Genomic DNA, 15,798 nt, shown 5'->3' with positions numbered 1-15,798 from the left:
TGTATTATTTTAGTTTAAAGGTGATAGGAATTGAAAATGGAACACTGACATTTTTACCATCTTGACTTCCCGGTTTCATCTTGGGCAATCGCGAAATAATCCGTACAGCCTCGTCTTCCAATGTCTTGTCAGGACCTCTTTTGGCAATATTCGTAATATTCCCTTCGGCATCTATTAAAAACATAATATTTACCCTTCCCTGTATTCCTTTCTTTTGTGCTTCCTGCGGATACCTAAAATGTTTAGCTATATGCCTCTGGATTTTTTGCTGAAAACAGGCTTTAGGGTCAGAGGCATCTTCACAACCCGGAAAAATTGGTGCTTTCTCCACTATTGCGAATGGAAATGCATCCCGGTATTGTAATTGAATTTCTTCCGATAATTCCTTCAACTGTTCTTGCTGTAGTCTTACATAATCCGGATCCTGGGAGGCGGGACTAAAACTAGCCTGTCCTAAACTAAAGGTAATGGGAATGGAAAATGGTACTTTTACCGCTTTACCTTCATACTTACCAGGCTTCATTTGGGGTAATTTTTCAATAATCCGTACAACCTCATCCTCCAATAATTGGTGGGGCCCACGTTTTCGAATATCAGTAATGTTCCCGGCCTCATCAATGGTAAATATAACATTGACCCTCCCTTGGATTCCAAGCTGTTGGGCTTCTTGAGGATATCGAAAATTCTTACTGATGTGTTTTTGCATCATTTTGTTGAAACAGGCCCGCTGATCGGAATCGTCCTCGCATCCCGGAAAAATTGGTGATTCCCCTGCAAAGGCGAAAGGAACCATATTGTTTGTTTTATACGTTTCCTTCCAACTGGAACCCTCTCCAACCGATCCCATAAAATTTTTATAAAACCTTTGTGAATCCTTAAAGTCAATGGTCATCTGTGCTCGAATGGGCTCATTATGAAGTCCCGTGACAAATACATCTTTGTCCGTGCTTACAAAATCCAGTACAGTTTCCGTATCCCGTACTTGTAGTTCCCAGTCTCCGTCTTTTTCGGAGAGTGATTTCAACTGTGCATAAACATAATTCTCCTCCTCCTGTGTCAAATTTTCAACGTCTCCTACCGTAATAATCCCATTTTCATTTTCTATGGAATCCTGGGAATTACCCTCGTTCTCACAGGAAGAATACAACAACATACCCATAACCATAGGTATCAAGGCCATATATTTTAACTTCCAAAGTGTACTTGATTTTGATTTTTGTAACATGACTATCCGTTTTTTAATTAATGATTTTTTAAAAAATTGATTGATGAAGGAGATATTCCGTGTCTGGAACACTTGGGACAACAAAAGTTGGACTTGCTCCTTTTTATGGGTTTTGGCCGTATGGGCATCCGCAATGAATTCATGCAATTCCGAAATCCGATTTTGATAAACATAGACCAACGGATTAAACCAACCCAAGATGCGCATCAATTCAAAGAATATGAGGTCGTATGAGTGTCTTTGCCGAATATGGACCAGTTCATGCTTAATGATGGTATCGTGTTCTCTTTCGACTACCTTATCGCCTAAAAAAATGGCTCTGAGAAAGGAAAAGGCAGCTGTGCTGTTGGGAAGGATTACCCGGGTAAACTCATTGAAATAGTGTACTTCCCCTAGCCGTTTTAGTTTGCGGATCTGGAATAGCTTGTACGCAAAAAAAACGGTGGTCAAAATCATACCGCTAAACAACAGGACTAGCTCCCAAGACAGGGCAAAGGTAGACCCTTTATCCCCTGTGACCGTTATTGTGGCATTGTTCAAATTCCAAAGAAATTCCGGATATCCTTGAAAAGCTGTAGGCACTTCGGTTCTAAAAGCTTCTATTTTCACCCAGGGCAATATCATCGAAAGCAGATACGTGCCTATAAGATAGACTCTGTTCCATTGAAAAAAGGTTTCACGTTTTAGCCAAAAATCATATATGGCCAAAAACACCAACTGAAAGGCAATACATTCTAGGACATACTGTATCATTTTTCGTCTTTTTTGATTTCTTTTAAAATGGATTCCAATTCTGAAAGACTCATATCGTTCTTTTTCATAAAGAAGGACACCATGCTCTTAAAAGATCCCTGAAAATAACCGTCCACTAATTTGTTTATGGACTGATTGCTATAATCCGATTTCTTAATCAGTGGAAAATACAAGTATCCTTTTCCCTCTTTCTCATGGTCTACAAATCCTTTACTCTCCAAAATCCGTACAATGGTAGAAACCGTATTATAGGCGGGTTTGGGTTCAGGGACTTCATCTATAATGGCCGCCACATTACATTTTTCCAGCTTCCAGAGAATTTGCATTACCTCTTCTTCCGCTTTGGTCAATTGCTTCATTTAACTAAGTTTTTAGTTCAAATAATATTCAAATATAACTAAATCTTTAGTTAAAACTAATTATTTAGTTAAAAAATTTATGGATATCACAGTGCCGTGTATATTTTCTGTAACAAAATGCGTGTATCTTAGTCCAACAGAAAAGGAAAAAATGGATATTGTATTACTGGTCCTAGGATTTATTTTAATGCTCATTGGCATTCTGGGAAGTTTTTTGCCCGTACTTCCTGGGCCTCCTATAAGTTGGGTAGGCCTATTATTGCTATATCTAACGAAGGCCGTTCCACAAGATTGGTGGTTATTGGGCATCACCCTCGGAGTTGCAATTATTGTCGTTGCATTAGATTACATAATCCCAGCAATGGGGACCAGGAAATTTGGCGGAAGCAGGGCCGGAATGATAGGAACTACCATTGGATTGTTGGTAGCCTTGGTATTCCCTATATTGGGTATATTCGGAATTATTATTTGGCCGTTTGTGGGTGCCCTTGTGGGTGAAATCGTTAACAAAGCGGACAGAAAGACGGCAATGAAGGCCGCTTTTGGTTCCTTTCTAGGATTCTTGACGGGCACTTTCCTAAAATTTTTGGTCACAGTGATATTTTTGGGAATGTTTGTTTCAGTGGCCTGGGCACATAAAGCGGCCCTATTTCCTTTTTTTGAATAGTTTCTTAAACCTCTGATATGCAAAAAAACTTCCTGACCTTTTTGTTAACCGGCCTTATCTCTCTGTCCGGGGTTTCACAGCAGATCGATGCTGCTAAACTGGACAGTCTTTTTAACACCTTGGAAATCAATGACCGTTTTATGGGAAGTTTGGCCCTTTCCCATAAAGGTCGAACGATATACGCCAAGGCGATTGGACATAGGGATGTAAAAAACAGCCTAAAACCTACCGTAGGCACTAAATACAGGGTGGGGTCCATAACCAAAATGTTTACCTCGGTACTTATTTTTAAGGCTGTAGAAACCGGCAAACTAAAACTCGACCAAACCATCGATGCCTATTTCCCAGAAATCGAAAATAGCGATCAAATCTCCATTGCCAATCTGTTAAACCACAGAAGTGGTATCCATAGTTTTACAAGCCGTCCCGATTACCAAGATTGGGATACCGAACCCAAAACAAGGGCCGAGCTCCTTGAAATCATCCGAGATGGCGGAAGTGTCTTTGATCCTGATAGTAAGGCTCAATATAGTAACTCCAACTATGTGCTGTTGACGTTTATTCTAGAAGATGCCTTCAAAAAGACCTATTCAGAACTCATATCCGAAAAGGTTACCGGACCCCTAGACCTAAAAAACACCTATGTAGGAGGTCCCATTAATTTAGACCATAATGAGGCCCATTCCTACACCTATGAAAAAGATTGGAAAAAAAAGGATGAGACCCATATGTCCATCCCCTTAGGGGCGGGTGCTATGGTTTCTACACCAACCGATTTAAACACCTTCATACACGCCCTTTTTACGGGGACGTTGATTTCCATGGAAAGCCTCTACCAGATGAAAACCATTTCTGATGGTTATGGCATGGGTATTTTTCCGGTACCCTTCTACAACAAAAGTGGATATGGCCACAATGGCGGAATAGATGGGTTTACCTCCGTCCTGGGGTATATGCCTGAGGATAAGGTCTCGATAGCCCTGACCTCCAATGGCAATCGCTATGCCAATAATAATATCATCATTGCCGTATTGAGCGCGTATTATGGAAATCCTTTTGAGATTCCCACTTTTAAGACCATCAAAGTACATTCAAAAGATTTGGATAAATATCTTGGGGTCTATGCCAGTGAACAAATGCCGTTAAAAATTACAATAACCAAGGAAGGGGATACTCTTTTTGGCCAAGCTACGGGACAACCTTCCTTTCCTATGGAAGCCGTGGAAAAGGATGTATTCGAGTTTGCGCAGGCCGGAGTACGATTGGAATTTACCCCCAATGAAAAGACCATGGTCTTAAAACAAGCCGGTAGCGTTTTCAACTATACAATGGAATAGGTCTAAATCTGGAATTTATTATTCGAGCCAAACCGTTTTTTCAGCTACAGGTGTCCTGGACTGTTCGGGAATTTCTTCATCATAATGCCCCATATAAAAAAAGCCCAAACACTTTTCCCCTTCGTTCAAATCCAAAAAGTCTCCCATATATTGTATTAGTCCCGGGGAGCTCCAATAGCAACCAATCCCCATTTCGACACAACATAACCACATATTCTGTACGGCCATGGCCGTAGCTGCTATTTCCTCCCATTCCGGTAAACTTTCCTTTGCGTCCCGTTGCATGCAGATAGCAATTATTGCCCCTGCCCTTCTAGGGTTCTCCAAAAGCTTTTTGATTTTAATCTGTTTGGGGCGTGTCTCAGTCTCCTGATATTTTTTGGAGAGGAACTGTCCTAACCTTTCCTTGGCTTCTCCAAGTAAGACCTTAAATCGCCAGGGCTCCGTCTTTCTATGGGTCGGGGCCCAGTTGGCGACCTCCAGTACTTTTTCGATATCAGCTTTGGCAATTGGGCTGGAATTATATTGAACCGGAAATACCGAACGTCTCTTTTTTATCAAATCGAAGATCATATGTTATATATTTAACAATATCAAACTTAATGAATACATTTAGGGTCCTGAAATATAGTCTGAATGGTATCGAAATCAAAAAAATTCCTCTTTGGCCAAGAACATCTTACCGCTGGCATTGCCCTTGCCCTAGTTAGAGGTGAGATTACTGGAGAAATTCCCGAGGAATCCCGAACCAAGCTTAGAGCAAGCCAAAAAATGGTACATGTCATTGTGGAACAGGGCCATCCGGTATATGGTATTAATACGGGGTTCGGGCCATTGTGTACCACCAGTATCTCCAAGGAGGAAACCAAAATACTGCAATCCAATATCTTAAAAAGTCATGCGGTTGGAGTTGGACCAGCTATCGATACAGAAATTGCCAAATTAATGTTGGTTTTAAAATTGCATTCACTTGCCAAAGGGTATTCCGGGATTGCAGAGACAACGATGGATCGAATTCTTTGGCATTTAGAAAATGATGTAATTCCAATGGTTCCCTCACAAGGCTCTGTAGGCGCATCCGGTGATCTGGCTCCTTTGGCCCATCTTTTCCTTCCGCTTATTGGATTGGGAAAAGTAGCCCATAAAGAAGAGGTTTTGGACACTTCCACTTTTTTTAAAAAAGAGGGGTTGAAGGCCTTGGAACTGGGCCCAAAAGAGGGCTTGGCATTAATAAACGGAACACAATTCATAGCTGCCCATGCCGTTGCAGTAATCGAAAAAATGCAGGCATGCCTTGCCCAGGCGGATATCATAGGAGCCATGATGATAGAAGGCCTACAGGGATCCATTAAGCCCTTTTACAACGAATTACATGTCCTCCGTCCTTTCAAGGGAAATATACACGTGGCCAAAAGGGTAAAACGATTGCTCAAGGGTTCGGAAATCATGGAAGCCCATATCGATTGTGAACGGGTGCAGGACCCTTATTCGCTGCGCTGTATTCCTCAGGTACATGGTGCTTCACGAAATGCATGGTTGCATTTAAAGGAGCTTTTGGAGACAGAATTGAATGCGGTTACGGACAATCCGGTCATTTTCGAAGAAGATCTCACCATAAGCGGGGGCAACTTTCATGGCCAGCCCTTGGCCATGGCTTTGGATTATGTTTGTTTGGCATCTTCGGAACTAGGCAACATCTCGGATAGACGGATATATTTGGCCTTGGAAGGCAATAGCCCTGGGGTTCCCAAATTATTAATGGAGGATACCGGTATCAATTCGGGTTACATGATTCTACAATATACGGCTGCAGCGTTGGCCAGTGAAAATAAGGGATTGTGTTTTCCTGCAAGTGCCGATAGTATTCCCACATCCTTGGGACAGGAAGACCATGTAAGTATGGGATCTATCTCTGGAAGAAAAGCACTGCAGGTTATAGAAAACGTGGAAAAGATTTTGGCGATTGAATTACTGACCGCTGCACAGGCATTCGAATTTCGAAAACCTTTAAAATCGGGGATTTTGTTGGATGAAATCCATAAGGAAGTTCGTAAAGTAGTAGCCTTTGCAGAGGAGGATAGGGTTTTTGCGAAAGATATTGAAATAGGAATCGAATTAATACGATCAAAGTTCTTGATTTCGATTATCGAGGAAACACGGAAAAAGAAGAATATCTCCTTGGAGACTCCTTATTCCGAGGAATTTGAAAAATACTAAAATGACAGGTGTTAAAAAACTAATCGGTCCCTTTAGACAAGTTATTCCCATGACCGGCCTACCCCTAAAGGGTGCTATTCCAGATACTGAACTAGCGGTTATATCCGAAGCGGGAATTCTGGTTGTAGAGGACAAAATAGATTCCATAGGGAAATTTTCCGAGCTACTGACAGATTTCAAAGGAACCGGTACCGAAATCATTCGTTTGGAGGGCGACCATGTCTGTTTGCCAGGTTTGGTAGATGCCCATACGCATATATGCTTTGGAGGTTCCCGGGCCAATGACTATGCGTTGCGAAATTCAGGAAAGACGTATCTAGAAATCGCCAAGGCCGGCGGTGGTATCTGGGATACGGTGACCCAAACCCGAAAAGCCACAAAAGATAAACTTGCTAAACATACGGTTAAACTCGCAAAGCGCCACTTTAAAAATGGAACGACCACATTGGAGGTCAAAAGTGGTTACGGGCTGTCTGTAGATGAGGAACTCAAAATGTTATATGCCATAAAGGAGGCCAACGAAATCCTTCCCATAGATTTAATACCTACCTGCTTGGCAGCACATATGCTGCCCAAGGATTATCCTGGAAGTGTGGATGACTATTTAACGGAGATTGGAACTGTACTTTTTCCCAAACTTAGAGAGGAGGGCTTAGCCCATCGGATTGATGCCTTCATTGAAGAAAGCGCCTTTTCGGCAAAGCAAATTGCACCTTATTTTAAAAGAGCTAAAGACATGGGGTTTGACGTTACCGTCCATGCCGATCAATTCTCTACAGGTGGTAGCGAAGTTGCTATTCAGTTTGATGCGCTCAGTGCAGATCACCTTGAGGCGAGCACCCAAAAAGAAATTGAACTATTGGCCAAAAGTAAGGTCATTGCCACTGCATTACCTGGAGCTTCCTTGGGACTGGGCTGTAATTTTGCACCTGCCCGAAAGATTCTCGATGCTGGCGGGGCTCTGGCCATTGCTAGCGACCACAACCCGGGGTCGGCCCCAATGGGGGATTTATTGACCCAAGCCACCATTTTGGGAGCTTTTGAAAAACTGTCCAATACGGAAGTGCTCGCGGGCATAACTTTTCGCGCCTCGGCGGCCCTCAACCTATCGGATAGGGGCCAATTAGCCAAAGGTTATTTGGCCGATCTTGCCGTTTTCCATACAAACAACTATTCCGAAATTCTCTATAACCAGGGAAATTTAAAACCGTGTATGGTGTGGAAAAATGGAGAACTGATTTTTGATAGACATAAGGGTTGAAGTAAGAAATGGTAAGTGGTAAGTGGTAAGTGGTAAGTGGTAAGTGGTAAGTGGTAAGTAAAAAACGCGAAGTGGATAGAAAAAAATGCAAAATATAAATTGCAGGATAAAACGAACATGACTTTTAAAGAACAGATACTTCAGGGTATTCCTACTAAGCTTCCTCCCATAAGGAGTTACTCAAAAGACGCAAATCATGCGCCCAGGCGAAAAGACCTATTATCCCGGGAAGAAAAAAAATTGGCCATTCGTAATGCCCTACGTTACTTTCCGGAGTCATGGCATTATGAGCTTTCAAAGGAATTCGCGGAAGAGTTAAAGGCCTATGGCCGGATCTATATGTATCGTTTTAAGCCGGACTACGAAATGTATGCCCGGCCGATTGATGCATACCCGGCGAAAACAAAAAAGGCGGCGGCCATCATGTTGATGATCCAGAATAATCTGGATCCCAAAGTTGCTCAACACCCCGAAGAATTGATAACCTATGGTGGCAACGGCGCGGTTTTCCAAAACTGGGCACAGTATCTTTTAGCCATGTACTATTTGGCCACGATGACGGAGGAACAAACCCTGCATATGTACTCGGGTCACCCAATGGGACTTTTTCCGTCGGCAAAGGAGGCCCCTAGGGTAGTCATTACCAACGGGATGATGATTCCCAATTACTCCAAACCGGATGATTGGGAAAAATACAATGCACTAGGCGTCACCCAATACGGGCAGATGACCGCAGGTTCCTACATGTATATCGGGCCGCAGGGGATTGTACACGGCACGGCCATTACGGTAATGAATGCCTTTCGGAAAGTACTAAAAAAGGATGAAACCCCGGCCGGAAAAGTGTTCCTGACCGCCGGACTAGGCGGAATGAGCGGTGCCCAGCCCAAGGCCGGAAATATAGCGGGATGTATCACTGTCTGCGCGGAAGTAAATCCCACTGCGGCCAGAAAAAGATATGACCAAGGCTGGGTAGATGTGTTAATCGATAATCTTGATGAGCTAGTATCACGTACCAAGGAAGCCCAAAAGAGCAGTGAAGCCGTATCGTTGGCCTATATTGGAAACGTTGTAGATGTATGGGAACGTTTCTTTGCGGAGAATATTTTTGTTCACTTGGGTTCCGACCAGACTTCTTTGCACAATCCATGGGCAGGGGGATATTATCCTGCTGGATATAGTTTTGAGGAATCCAACCAGTTAATGACCAAAAATCCAGGACTCTTTAAGGAGAAAGTTAAAGAATCGCTTCGAAGACAGGTAGATGCTATAAACCAACATGCCAAAAAAGGAACCTATTTCTTTGATTATGGCAATGCTTTTTTGCTGGAGGCTTCCCGTGCGGGGGCCAAAGTAATGGCGGATAACAAGATTGATTTCAAATACCCCAGCTACGTTCAGGACATTTTAGGGCCTATGTGTTTCGATTATGGTTTTGGGCCATTCCGATGGGTTTGTACTTCCGGTAATCCCGCTGACCTTCAAAAAACCGATGCCTTGGCCTTGGAGGAAATGCAGAAAATCAAATCAAATGCCCCGGAGGAAATCCAACAGCAAATGCAGGACAACATCAAGTGGATTTCCGAGGCAAATCAGAACCGATTGGTCGTGGGTTCCCAAGCTCGGATTCTATATGCCGATGCAGAAGGCAGGGTCAAAATAGCCGAAGCTTTTAATAGTGCCATAAAAAACGGGGCGATTTCGGCTCCTATTGTTTTGGGAAGGGATCATCATGATGTTAGCGGAACGGATTCCCCATTCCGGGAAACCAGTAACATCTATGACGGAAGCCAATTTACTTCGGATATGGCCATACATAATGTTATCGGTGACAGCTTTCGGGGAGCGACCTGGGTCTCCATCCACAATGGTGGGGGTGTTGGATGGGGCGAAGTCATCAATGGGGGATTTGGTCTGTTGCTCGATGGTTCCGAGGAAGCCTCAAAAAATGTACGGAATATGTTGTTTTATGATGTAAACAACGGTATCGCCCGGCGAAGTTGGGCACGGAACAAGGAAGCGCTTTTTGCCATTCAACGTGAAATGGAACGAACTCCGGAATTAAAGGTTACGATATCCCATTTGGTGGAAGACGGAATACTTGAAAAATTGTTCGATTAACTATGCCTATTTACAATCCAACGAATCCCGAAATTTGGACAGGAAGAAAATCCGGCAAAAACCTGTATCTACATGAAATCGTAAAATATACTGATCTGGATTCAATCGTTCCAGACGCTACTTCAAAAACAATCGCAATCTTGGGTTACGCCTGCGATGAAGGGGTAAGGCGAAACCAAGGAAGGATCGGGGCGGTAGAAGGCCCGGATGCCATTCGGAGCCAATTGGGGAAAATGCCCAATCATCTGAATCTGAATACAAAGTTGTTTGATATGGGTTCCATTCAATGTGCGGAGGGAGACATGGAAGAAACCCAAAATGCACTTTCGGAAAAACTAGCCCAACTTTTGAAGAAAAGTCTATTCCCAATGGTATTGGGCGGAGGTCATGATATGGCCTATGGACATTTCCAAGGCATCAAAAAGTTTTTGAACGGAAGCAGGTCCATAGGTATTATCAATTTTGATGCGCATTTTGACCTAAGAAACAACGCCAACGCCAACAACTCAGGAACGCCTTTTTACCAAATCGCCCAAGAATGCAAAGCCAATGGAGCTGGCTTTAACTATTTATGTCTTGGAATCCGAAAGGATGCCAATGACAAGGTTTTATTTCAAACAGCTAACAAACTTGATGTAAGCTATCTTGAAAACGAACGCTTTCATCTTCGATATTGGAAGGCCGTTAAACAGGAACTTCACACATTTATTGCCAAAGTAGATGCCTTATACATGACTATTGACCTAGACGGATTTTCATCAGCCTATGCTCCAGGAGTTAGTGCCTCCTCCCCTATGGGGTTTTCACCGGACATTGTTTTGGAGTGCTTAAAAGTTATTCTGCCTTCACAAAAATTAATAAGTATGGATATTGCTGAAATGAATCCTAAATATGATATTGATAACCGTACCGCAAAATTGGCGGCTTCGTTGATCCATTATATAACTCAGCAAATTGGCTAGCTATTCCAACCAACTCTTATAATACTTTCCGTCATCAATATCCAAGGCCGCCTGTGTAAGTTGTAATGGTTTAAAAGTATCGATCATCACGGCCAATTCTTCCGTCTTGGCTTTCCCAATACTGGCTTCATAGGTGCCCGGATGCGGCCCATGGGGAATACCTGCAGGATGTAGGGAGATGTATCCCTTATCAATATTCTTACGGCTCATGAAATCCCCATCTACATAATACAAGACTTCATCGGAATCAATATTCGAATGGTTGTAAGGAGCGGGAATGGCCTGCGGATGATAGTCGTACAATCGCGGTACAAATGAACAGACCACAAATGCCGAGGTCTCAAAAGTCTGGTGCACTGGTGGCGGTTGGTGTACCCGTCCCGTAATCGGTTCAAAATTATGAATGGAAAATCCATAGGGATAATTATAGCCGTCCCAGCCCACTACGTCGAAAGGATGCGTTGCATAAACCACATGGTGCAATTGTCCCTGCTTTTTTATCTTGAGTAAAAACTCGCCTTTTTCGTCATTGGTATGTAAATTTTGAGGTAGCTTGAAATCCCGTTCGCAAAAGGGAGAATGTTCCAAATGTTGCCCAAACCAATTGCGGTAACGTTTCGGCGTATAAATGGGGTGGTAACTTTCCGTAACGAGCAGTCGGTTGTCTGCGCTATCAAACTCAATTTGGTAAATCATCCCCCGAGGAATTAAAAGGTAATCCCCATATTCAAAAGAGATTTCTCCTAACAAGGTCTTTAAGGTACCTGTTCCCTTGTGGATGAAAAGGAGTTCATCTGCATCCGCATTTTTATAAAAATAATCGGTGACCGAGCTTTTAGGCGCGGCCAAAGCCACATGTACATCCGAATTGAACAAAACCGTTTTTCGGCTTTTCAGGTAATCCTCTTCGGGTTGTATTTCAAAACCCTTTAATAATCGAGAAGCTATATTATATTCCACTGCGGCTTTGGGAGCAACATCTACGACTGTTTGAACGGCCTTGACCTGTGTAGGCCTATGCAAATGGTATAATAAAGAAGACATTCCATCAAAGCCAATGGTACCGAACAACTGCTCATAATGTAAGGTTCCATCGTCCTTTTTGAAAATAGTATGTCGTTTCCGGGGTATCTTGCCCAATTTGTGATACAATGGCATAACAGCGAATTTTTGACTCTTTTAAAAATACAATAAATTAAACAGATATTTTATAGATTTAGAGAATTGTAATATTATCAAAACATTTGACAATCAGTTGATTATATCTAGTACAAGTGTCGCGAAAGTTGGGATTTTGTATGGTTATCCATCGAATTTCCGAAAGATTGATAATGTAGGTCTAAAAGTGATTTTTGGGAGAAATTTAATTTAATCCGAATTCCAAAGGTGGAATATCATCCACAAAAAAAGCCTCCCATTATGGAAAGCCTTTCATTGGCCCTGACCTTAACGGTCATGGGTCACAACACAACGTTGCAAATATAACAAAGGTTTTCAACAAAATGACTAAACCGGCCGTCTTTTATGTTTTGGGCCTAAAGGGCCTAACGATAAGCCTAGCCGCCTTGTCATAATTGATATAGTTGTACGCCCAGTTAAAAAATACGATGACCCTATTTCGGAAACCTACCAGGGCCATCAAATGCACGAACATCCAAATAAACCAGGCGAAGAATCCACCAAACTTTAATCTGTGCAAATCCACAACGGCTTTGTTCCTACCGACAGTGGCCATGGTTCCCTTATCGTTATAGGTAAAAGGTTCCATAGGTTTCTCCTCCAAGAGCAGTTTTAAGTTTTTTGCCAAAAGCTCCCCTTGTTGTATGGCCGGTTGGGCCACTTGGGGATGCCCCTTTGGATAGTGTTCCGTTTCCATATAGGCCACATCGCCTATGGCAAATATGTTCTTGTAATTCTCTACCTGATTAAATCGATTTACTTTAAATCGATTAAGCCGTTCCATTACGGAAGAGGAATCTATACCTTCAATTGCAGCGCCTGTTACACCTGCCGTCCAAATAAAATTTTTGGTGCGCATTTGCTCTCCGCTGTTCATAGTGAGTATCCCCCCGTTAAAATCCTGTACCAAAGTGTTTAGAAGAATTTTTACCCCTAATTCCTCCAAAAATTTGGTTGCTTTTTTGGAGGCTTGTTCACTCATAGGAGGCAAAATCCTATCGGCACCTTCAAAGAGATGTATCTCCATTTCATCTATATTTAGATGTCTGTAATCCCTAGGAAATACATGGCGTTTCAATTCTGCGAACGCGCCGGCGAGTTCAACTCCCGTTGGGCCTGCGCCCACGATACAAAAGTTGAGCAAGGCCTTTCGTTCTTCCAAGTCATCACAATCATCCGCCTTTTCAAAATTTTGCAGCATCAAACTCCGTATGTTAAGAGCCTGTGGTACATTTTTCATGGGCATGGCATGTTCCGCAATGGTTGCATTGCCAAAAAAGTTGGTCTTGGTCCCAGTAGCAACGATCAGATAGTCATAAGAAAGCTCACCAATATTGGTGATTACTCGATTATTCTCCGGCTCTATATGCTCTACCGTTGCCCATCGAAAATGAAAGTTTTTAAGACGTTTTAGTACTTTACGAATTGGATAAGCAATGGAATCCGGCTCCAAACCGCTAGTGGATACTTGATAAAGTAAGGGTTGAAAAGTGTGGTAGTTGTGCTTGTCTATCATGACCACTTGCACATCCAAATTTTTAAGCTTTTTTGCCAACGATATTCCAGCAAATCCACCACCTATAATGACCACTCTCTTTTGGTCCGTCTTGGGTAGGTTCATGCAACGATTTTGTACAAAATTACGTATTCTTTTACCGTTATCTTAACAGTGCCAAATAAAGATTTGTGTTACTTTAGAAATAAAAATCGCTATGCAAAGTACTTCCATGTTTTGGGTAGGAATTACTACCCTGCTTCTAGTTATGGTAACGATTATGGTCGCCATGGACTTCCCATTCAATTGGGTCTTTTATTTGACCGTTTTAGGACAAATTTTAATTGTCTATATGGTCTATAAAGTATTGACCGAAAATTATCACACGGAAAAAACGTTTGAGGATTTCTATGAGGACTATCCCATAAGTGAGCGTCTTCATTAGAAATGATATCGCAGCAATTTTCCATAGGAACGCCGCTGTGAATACCCATATAAAAAGAAAATCTACTTTGAAGGGACCAATAATTATTTGGAAACGGACATTTCTTGTTCCCTTTTATGCCTATATGGTGCGCTCATGCCCAACTCTGGGATGACCAACAAAGGTATTTGCGTATGGAAGGCCATGCGTTTTACTACAGGTTCCCGGGTCATACGTTCCATATAACTATGTTGATAGTGAAGCATGGCCAATAGATGGATGTCCAACTCATTTACAAACATCTCCAAGGTTTTGGACACAGAATTTAGTTCGGAAACCGTATGCACATAATGCTCTACATCGGAAAGGTATTTGCGTAACATGGATAGATTAAACTGCTGAATCTCCGTGAGTGACTTGATTTCATATTGAACGTATACAATGCGTATTACGGCATTAAAGGTATTCGCCAGTTCAATCAAAGGTATAAGCTCGGATTCCGTATAAAAGCGATTAAAATCCGTAGCGAAAGCAACCTCTGAAGGAGCAACATATCTAAAATGTTGTGGAACGGCCAGGACGGGGCAATTTTTAACCGATTTTATTATTCGGACCGTATTGCTTCCCATAAATACCTCCTCCAACCCGGAAGCGCCTTTTGTCCCGGTAACCACCAGATCTATCTCTTCTTTTTCTACAACTTCCTTGATTTCCTCGGTCAACAAGCAGAATGAGGACAGGGTTTTAAAATGGTGTTTTGGATTCCTATAGTTTTTCTGTATGCGTTTCACTACTTCCTTCAGCCCATTTTCAGAAAAGGCCCGTGCCCCATTTTCCAAATTGCCGGCATCCAAGGTGGCCGCCATAAATCTACTATTGGCAATTGCGGGAGTATATGTATTGAGTAGGTGGAAAACGCATTCTTCATCCTTAAAAAGCTCCACGGCGTATTGGGTAGCATTCCACGCATTATCGGAAAAATCGGTAGGTAATAATATGCTTTTCATAGATCGGAGTCTAATAGTACAAGGTAAAATTAATCTAGTACATAGGCTCAAACTATGATATATGTCAGCTTTTAAAATCCTTCTACCAAGTCCTGCAGTTTTCGTTCATCGGCAATACCTATTCTTTTTCCAGAAGTCTTTAAGAATCCTTTTTTTCTAAATTCGGAAATAATACGGATGCAACTTTCCGTAGCGGTGCCAACTACATTGGCAATATCCTCCCTGGAAAGGGTTAGCATTAAAAAACCTTCTTTATCCTCTCCGAAATTATTTTTCAGGTATAGAAAAGCCTCTGCAACCCGTTGTTTTACCGTTTTTTGGCTCATATTTACAATAACATCATCGGCCTCCCTTAAGTCGTGGGCCATATGTCGGAGTACTTCTACGGTAAAGTCGGGATTGGATTTTAAGGTATGGACAATACTTTCCTTTGGAATATAGCACACTTCCATATCATTTACGGCCACAGCACTTAAATTGGAATGTTCCTCGGCAATTACGGAACGTTGTCCCATAACTTCTCCTTTAGTGGCCAATTTTACGATTTGATCTTTACCGTTGGCACTCAACTTGGAGAGCTTTGAAACCCCGTTACGAACACAAAAAACACCATTGAGTTTTTCTCCTTCCTCAAAAATGGACTCCCCCTTTTTTATTTTTCTAACCATCTTGGAGTCGGATACCTTTTTAAGCTCCTCTTTGCTCATGGCGCGCAATGCATTAAATTGGCGTATGATACACTGCTCACATCTACTTTCCTGCTCCTCCTTATCCATACCTCATTGTTATTG

General features: G+C 42.3%; 14 protein-coding genes. 7 read left to right on the top strand and 7 right to left on the bottom strand.

The annotated features are described in order from the left end of the window. Positions 1 to 4: 4 nt before the first annotated feature. A complete protein-coding gene (locus D7Z94_RS13825) occupies positions 5 to 1,978 on the bottom strand; it encodes a M56 family metallopeptidase (RefSeq protein WP_245967205.1) in 1,974 nt (657 codons plus the stop codon). Further along, a complete protein-coding gene (locus tag D7Z94_RS13820) occupies positions 1,975 to 2,337 on the bottom strand; it encodes a BlaI/MecI/CopY family transcriptional regulator (RefSeq protein WP_120712201.1) in 363 nt (120 codons plus the stop codon). Before D7Z94_RS13820 ends, D7Z94_RS13825 begins: the two co-directional genes overlap by 4 nt. A 151-nt stretch (positions 2,338 to 2,488) precedes the next feature. Between D7Z94_RS13820 and D7Z94_RS13815 the strand changes: the two genes are divergently transcribed. Both D7Z94_RS13815 and D7Z94_RS13810 read left to right on the top strand, forming a co-directional pair. Further along, positions 2,489 to 3,004, top strand: a complete 516-nt coding sequence (locus tag D7Z94_RS13815) for a DUF456 domain-containing protein (protein ID WP_120713131.1) — start codon at positions 2,489 to 2,491, stop codon at positions 3,002 to 3,004. A 17-nt stretch (positions 3,005 to 3,021) separates the two neighbouring features. Further along, positions 3,022 to 4,341: a serine hydrolase gene (locus D7Z94_RS13810; protein ID WP_120712200.1), complete on the top strand. Its 1,320-nt coding sequence runs from the start codon at positions 3,022 to 3,024 to the stop codon at positions 4,339 to 4,341. An 18-nt stretch (positions 4,342 to 4,359) separates the two neighbouring features. Here the strand turns inward: D7Z94_RS13810 and D7Z94_RS13805 are convergent, their stop codons facing one another. Next, on the bottom strand, positions 4,360 to 4,914 hold the full coding sequence (locus D7Z94_RS13805; protein WP_120712199.1) for a nitroreductase family protein: 555 nt from the start codon (positions 4,912 to 4,914) through the stop codon (positions 4,360 to 4,362). Positions 4,915 to 4,977: 63 nt separating this feature from the next. Between D7Z94_RS13805 and hutH the strand changes: the two genes are divergently transcribed. The 4 genes from hutH to hutG all read left to right on the top strand — a co-directional run bounded on the left by hutH (position 4,978) and on the right by hutG (position 10,902). Then, positions 4,978 to 6,558 (top strand): histidine ammonia-lyase, encoded by a 1,581-nt coding sequence (gene hutH / locus D7Z94_RS13800; RefSeq protein ID WP_120712198.1) that lies wholly within the window; start codon positions 4,978 to 4,980, stop codon positions 6,556 to 6,558. Between the two features lies 1 nt (position 6,559). Then, a complete protein-coding gene (hutI, locus tag D7Z94_RS13795) occupies positions 6,560 to 7,819 on the top strand; it encodes an imidazolonepropionase (RefSeq protein WP_120712197.1) in 1,260 nt (419 codons plus the stop codon). Positions 7,820 to 7,936: 117 nt separating this feature from the next. Beyond that, positions 7,937 to 9,940 carry a urocanate hydratase gene (locus D7Z94_RS13790; protein ID WP_120712196.1) on the top strand — a complete coding sequence of 668 codons (2,004 nt, stop codon included), beginning with the start codon at positions 7,937 to 7,939 and terminating at the stop codon, positions 9,938 to 9,940. Positions 9,941 to 9,942: 2 nt separating this feature from the next. Beyond that, complete coding sequence (gene hutG / locus D7Z94_RS13785; RefSeq protein ID WP_120712195.1) at positions 9,943 to 10,902, top strand: formimidoylglutamase; 960 nt, start codon at positions 9,943 to 9,945, stop codon at positions 10,900 to 10,902. Here hutG and D7Z94_RS13780 read toward each other — a convergent pair whose 3' ends face one another. Further along, entirely contained in the window at positions 10,903 to 12,060 is a 1,158-nt protein-coding gene (locus tag D7Z94_RS13780) for a homogentisate 1,2-dioxygenase (RefSeq protein WP_120712194.1), read from the bottom strand. A 364-nt stretch (positions 12,061 to 12,424) separates the two neighbouring features. Further along, entirely contained in the window at positions 12,425 to 13,702 is a 1,278-nt protein-coding gene (locus tag D7Z94_RS13775; RefSeq protein WP_120712193.1) for an NAD(P)/FAD-dependent oxidoreductase, read from the bottom strand. A gap of 91 nt (positions 13,703 to 13,793) precedes the next feature. Between D7Z94_RS13775 and D7Z94_RS13770 the strand changes: the two genes are divergently transcribed. Next, the gene (locus D7Z94_RS13770) at positions 13,794 to 14,021 is read left to right on the top strand and encodes a hypothetical protein (RefSeq protein WP_120712192.1); all 228 of its coding nucleotides are present in this window, start codon (positions 13,794 to 13,796) and stop codon (positions 14,019 to 14,021) included. Between the two features lie 83 nt (positions 14,022 to 14,104). On the opposite strand, the gene D7Z94_RS13765 is transcribed toward D7Z94_RS13770, so the two are convergent. Together D7Z94_RS13765 and D7Z94_RS13760 are read right to left on the bottom strand one after the other, a co-directional pair. Further along, complete coding sequence (locus tag D7Z94_RS13765; protein WP_120712191.1) at positions 14,105 to 15,007, bottom strand: universal stress protein; 903 nt, start codon at positions 15,005 to 15,007, stop codon at positions 14,105 to 14,107. Between the two features lie 71 nt (positions 15,008 to 15,078). After that, positions 15,079 to 15,783 carry a Crp/Fnr family transcriptional regulator gene (locus D7Z94_RS13760; protein WP_120712190.1) on the bottom strand — a complete coding sequence of 235 codons (705 nt, stop codon included), beginning with the start codon at positions 15,781 to 15,783 and terminating at the stop codon, positions 15,079 to 15,081. Positions 15,784 to 15,798 lie beyond the last annotated feature (15 nt).

Origin of the sequence: Ulvibacterium marinum (assembly GCF_003626755.1) — a bacterium.
In the GTDB taxonomy this organism is placed as follows: domain Bacteria; phylum Bacteroidota; class Bacteroidia; order Flavobacteriales; family Flavobacteriaceae; genus Ulvibacterium; species Ulvibacterium marinum.
Note: the sequence above shows the minus strand (reverse complement) of the source record. Positions and strands in the feature narration are given on the sequence as shown.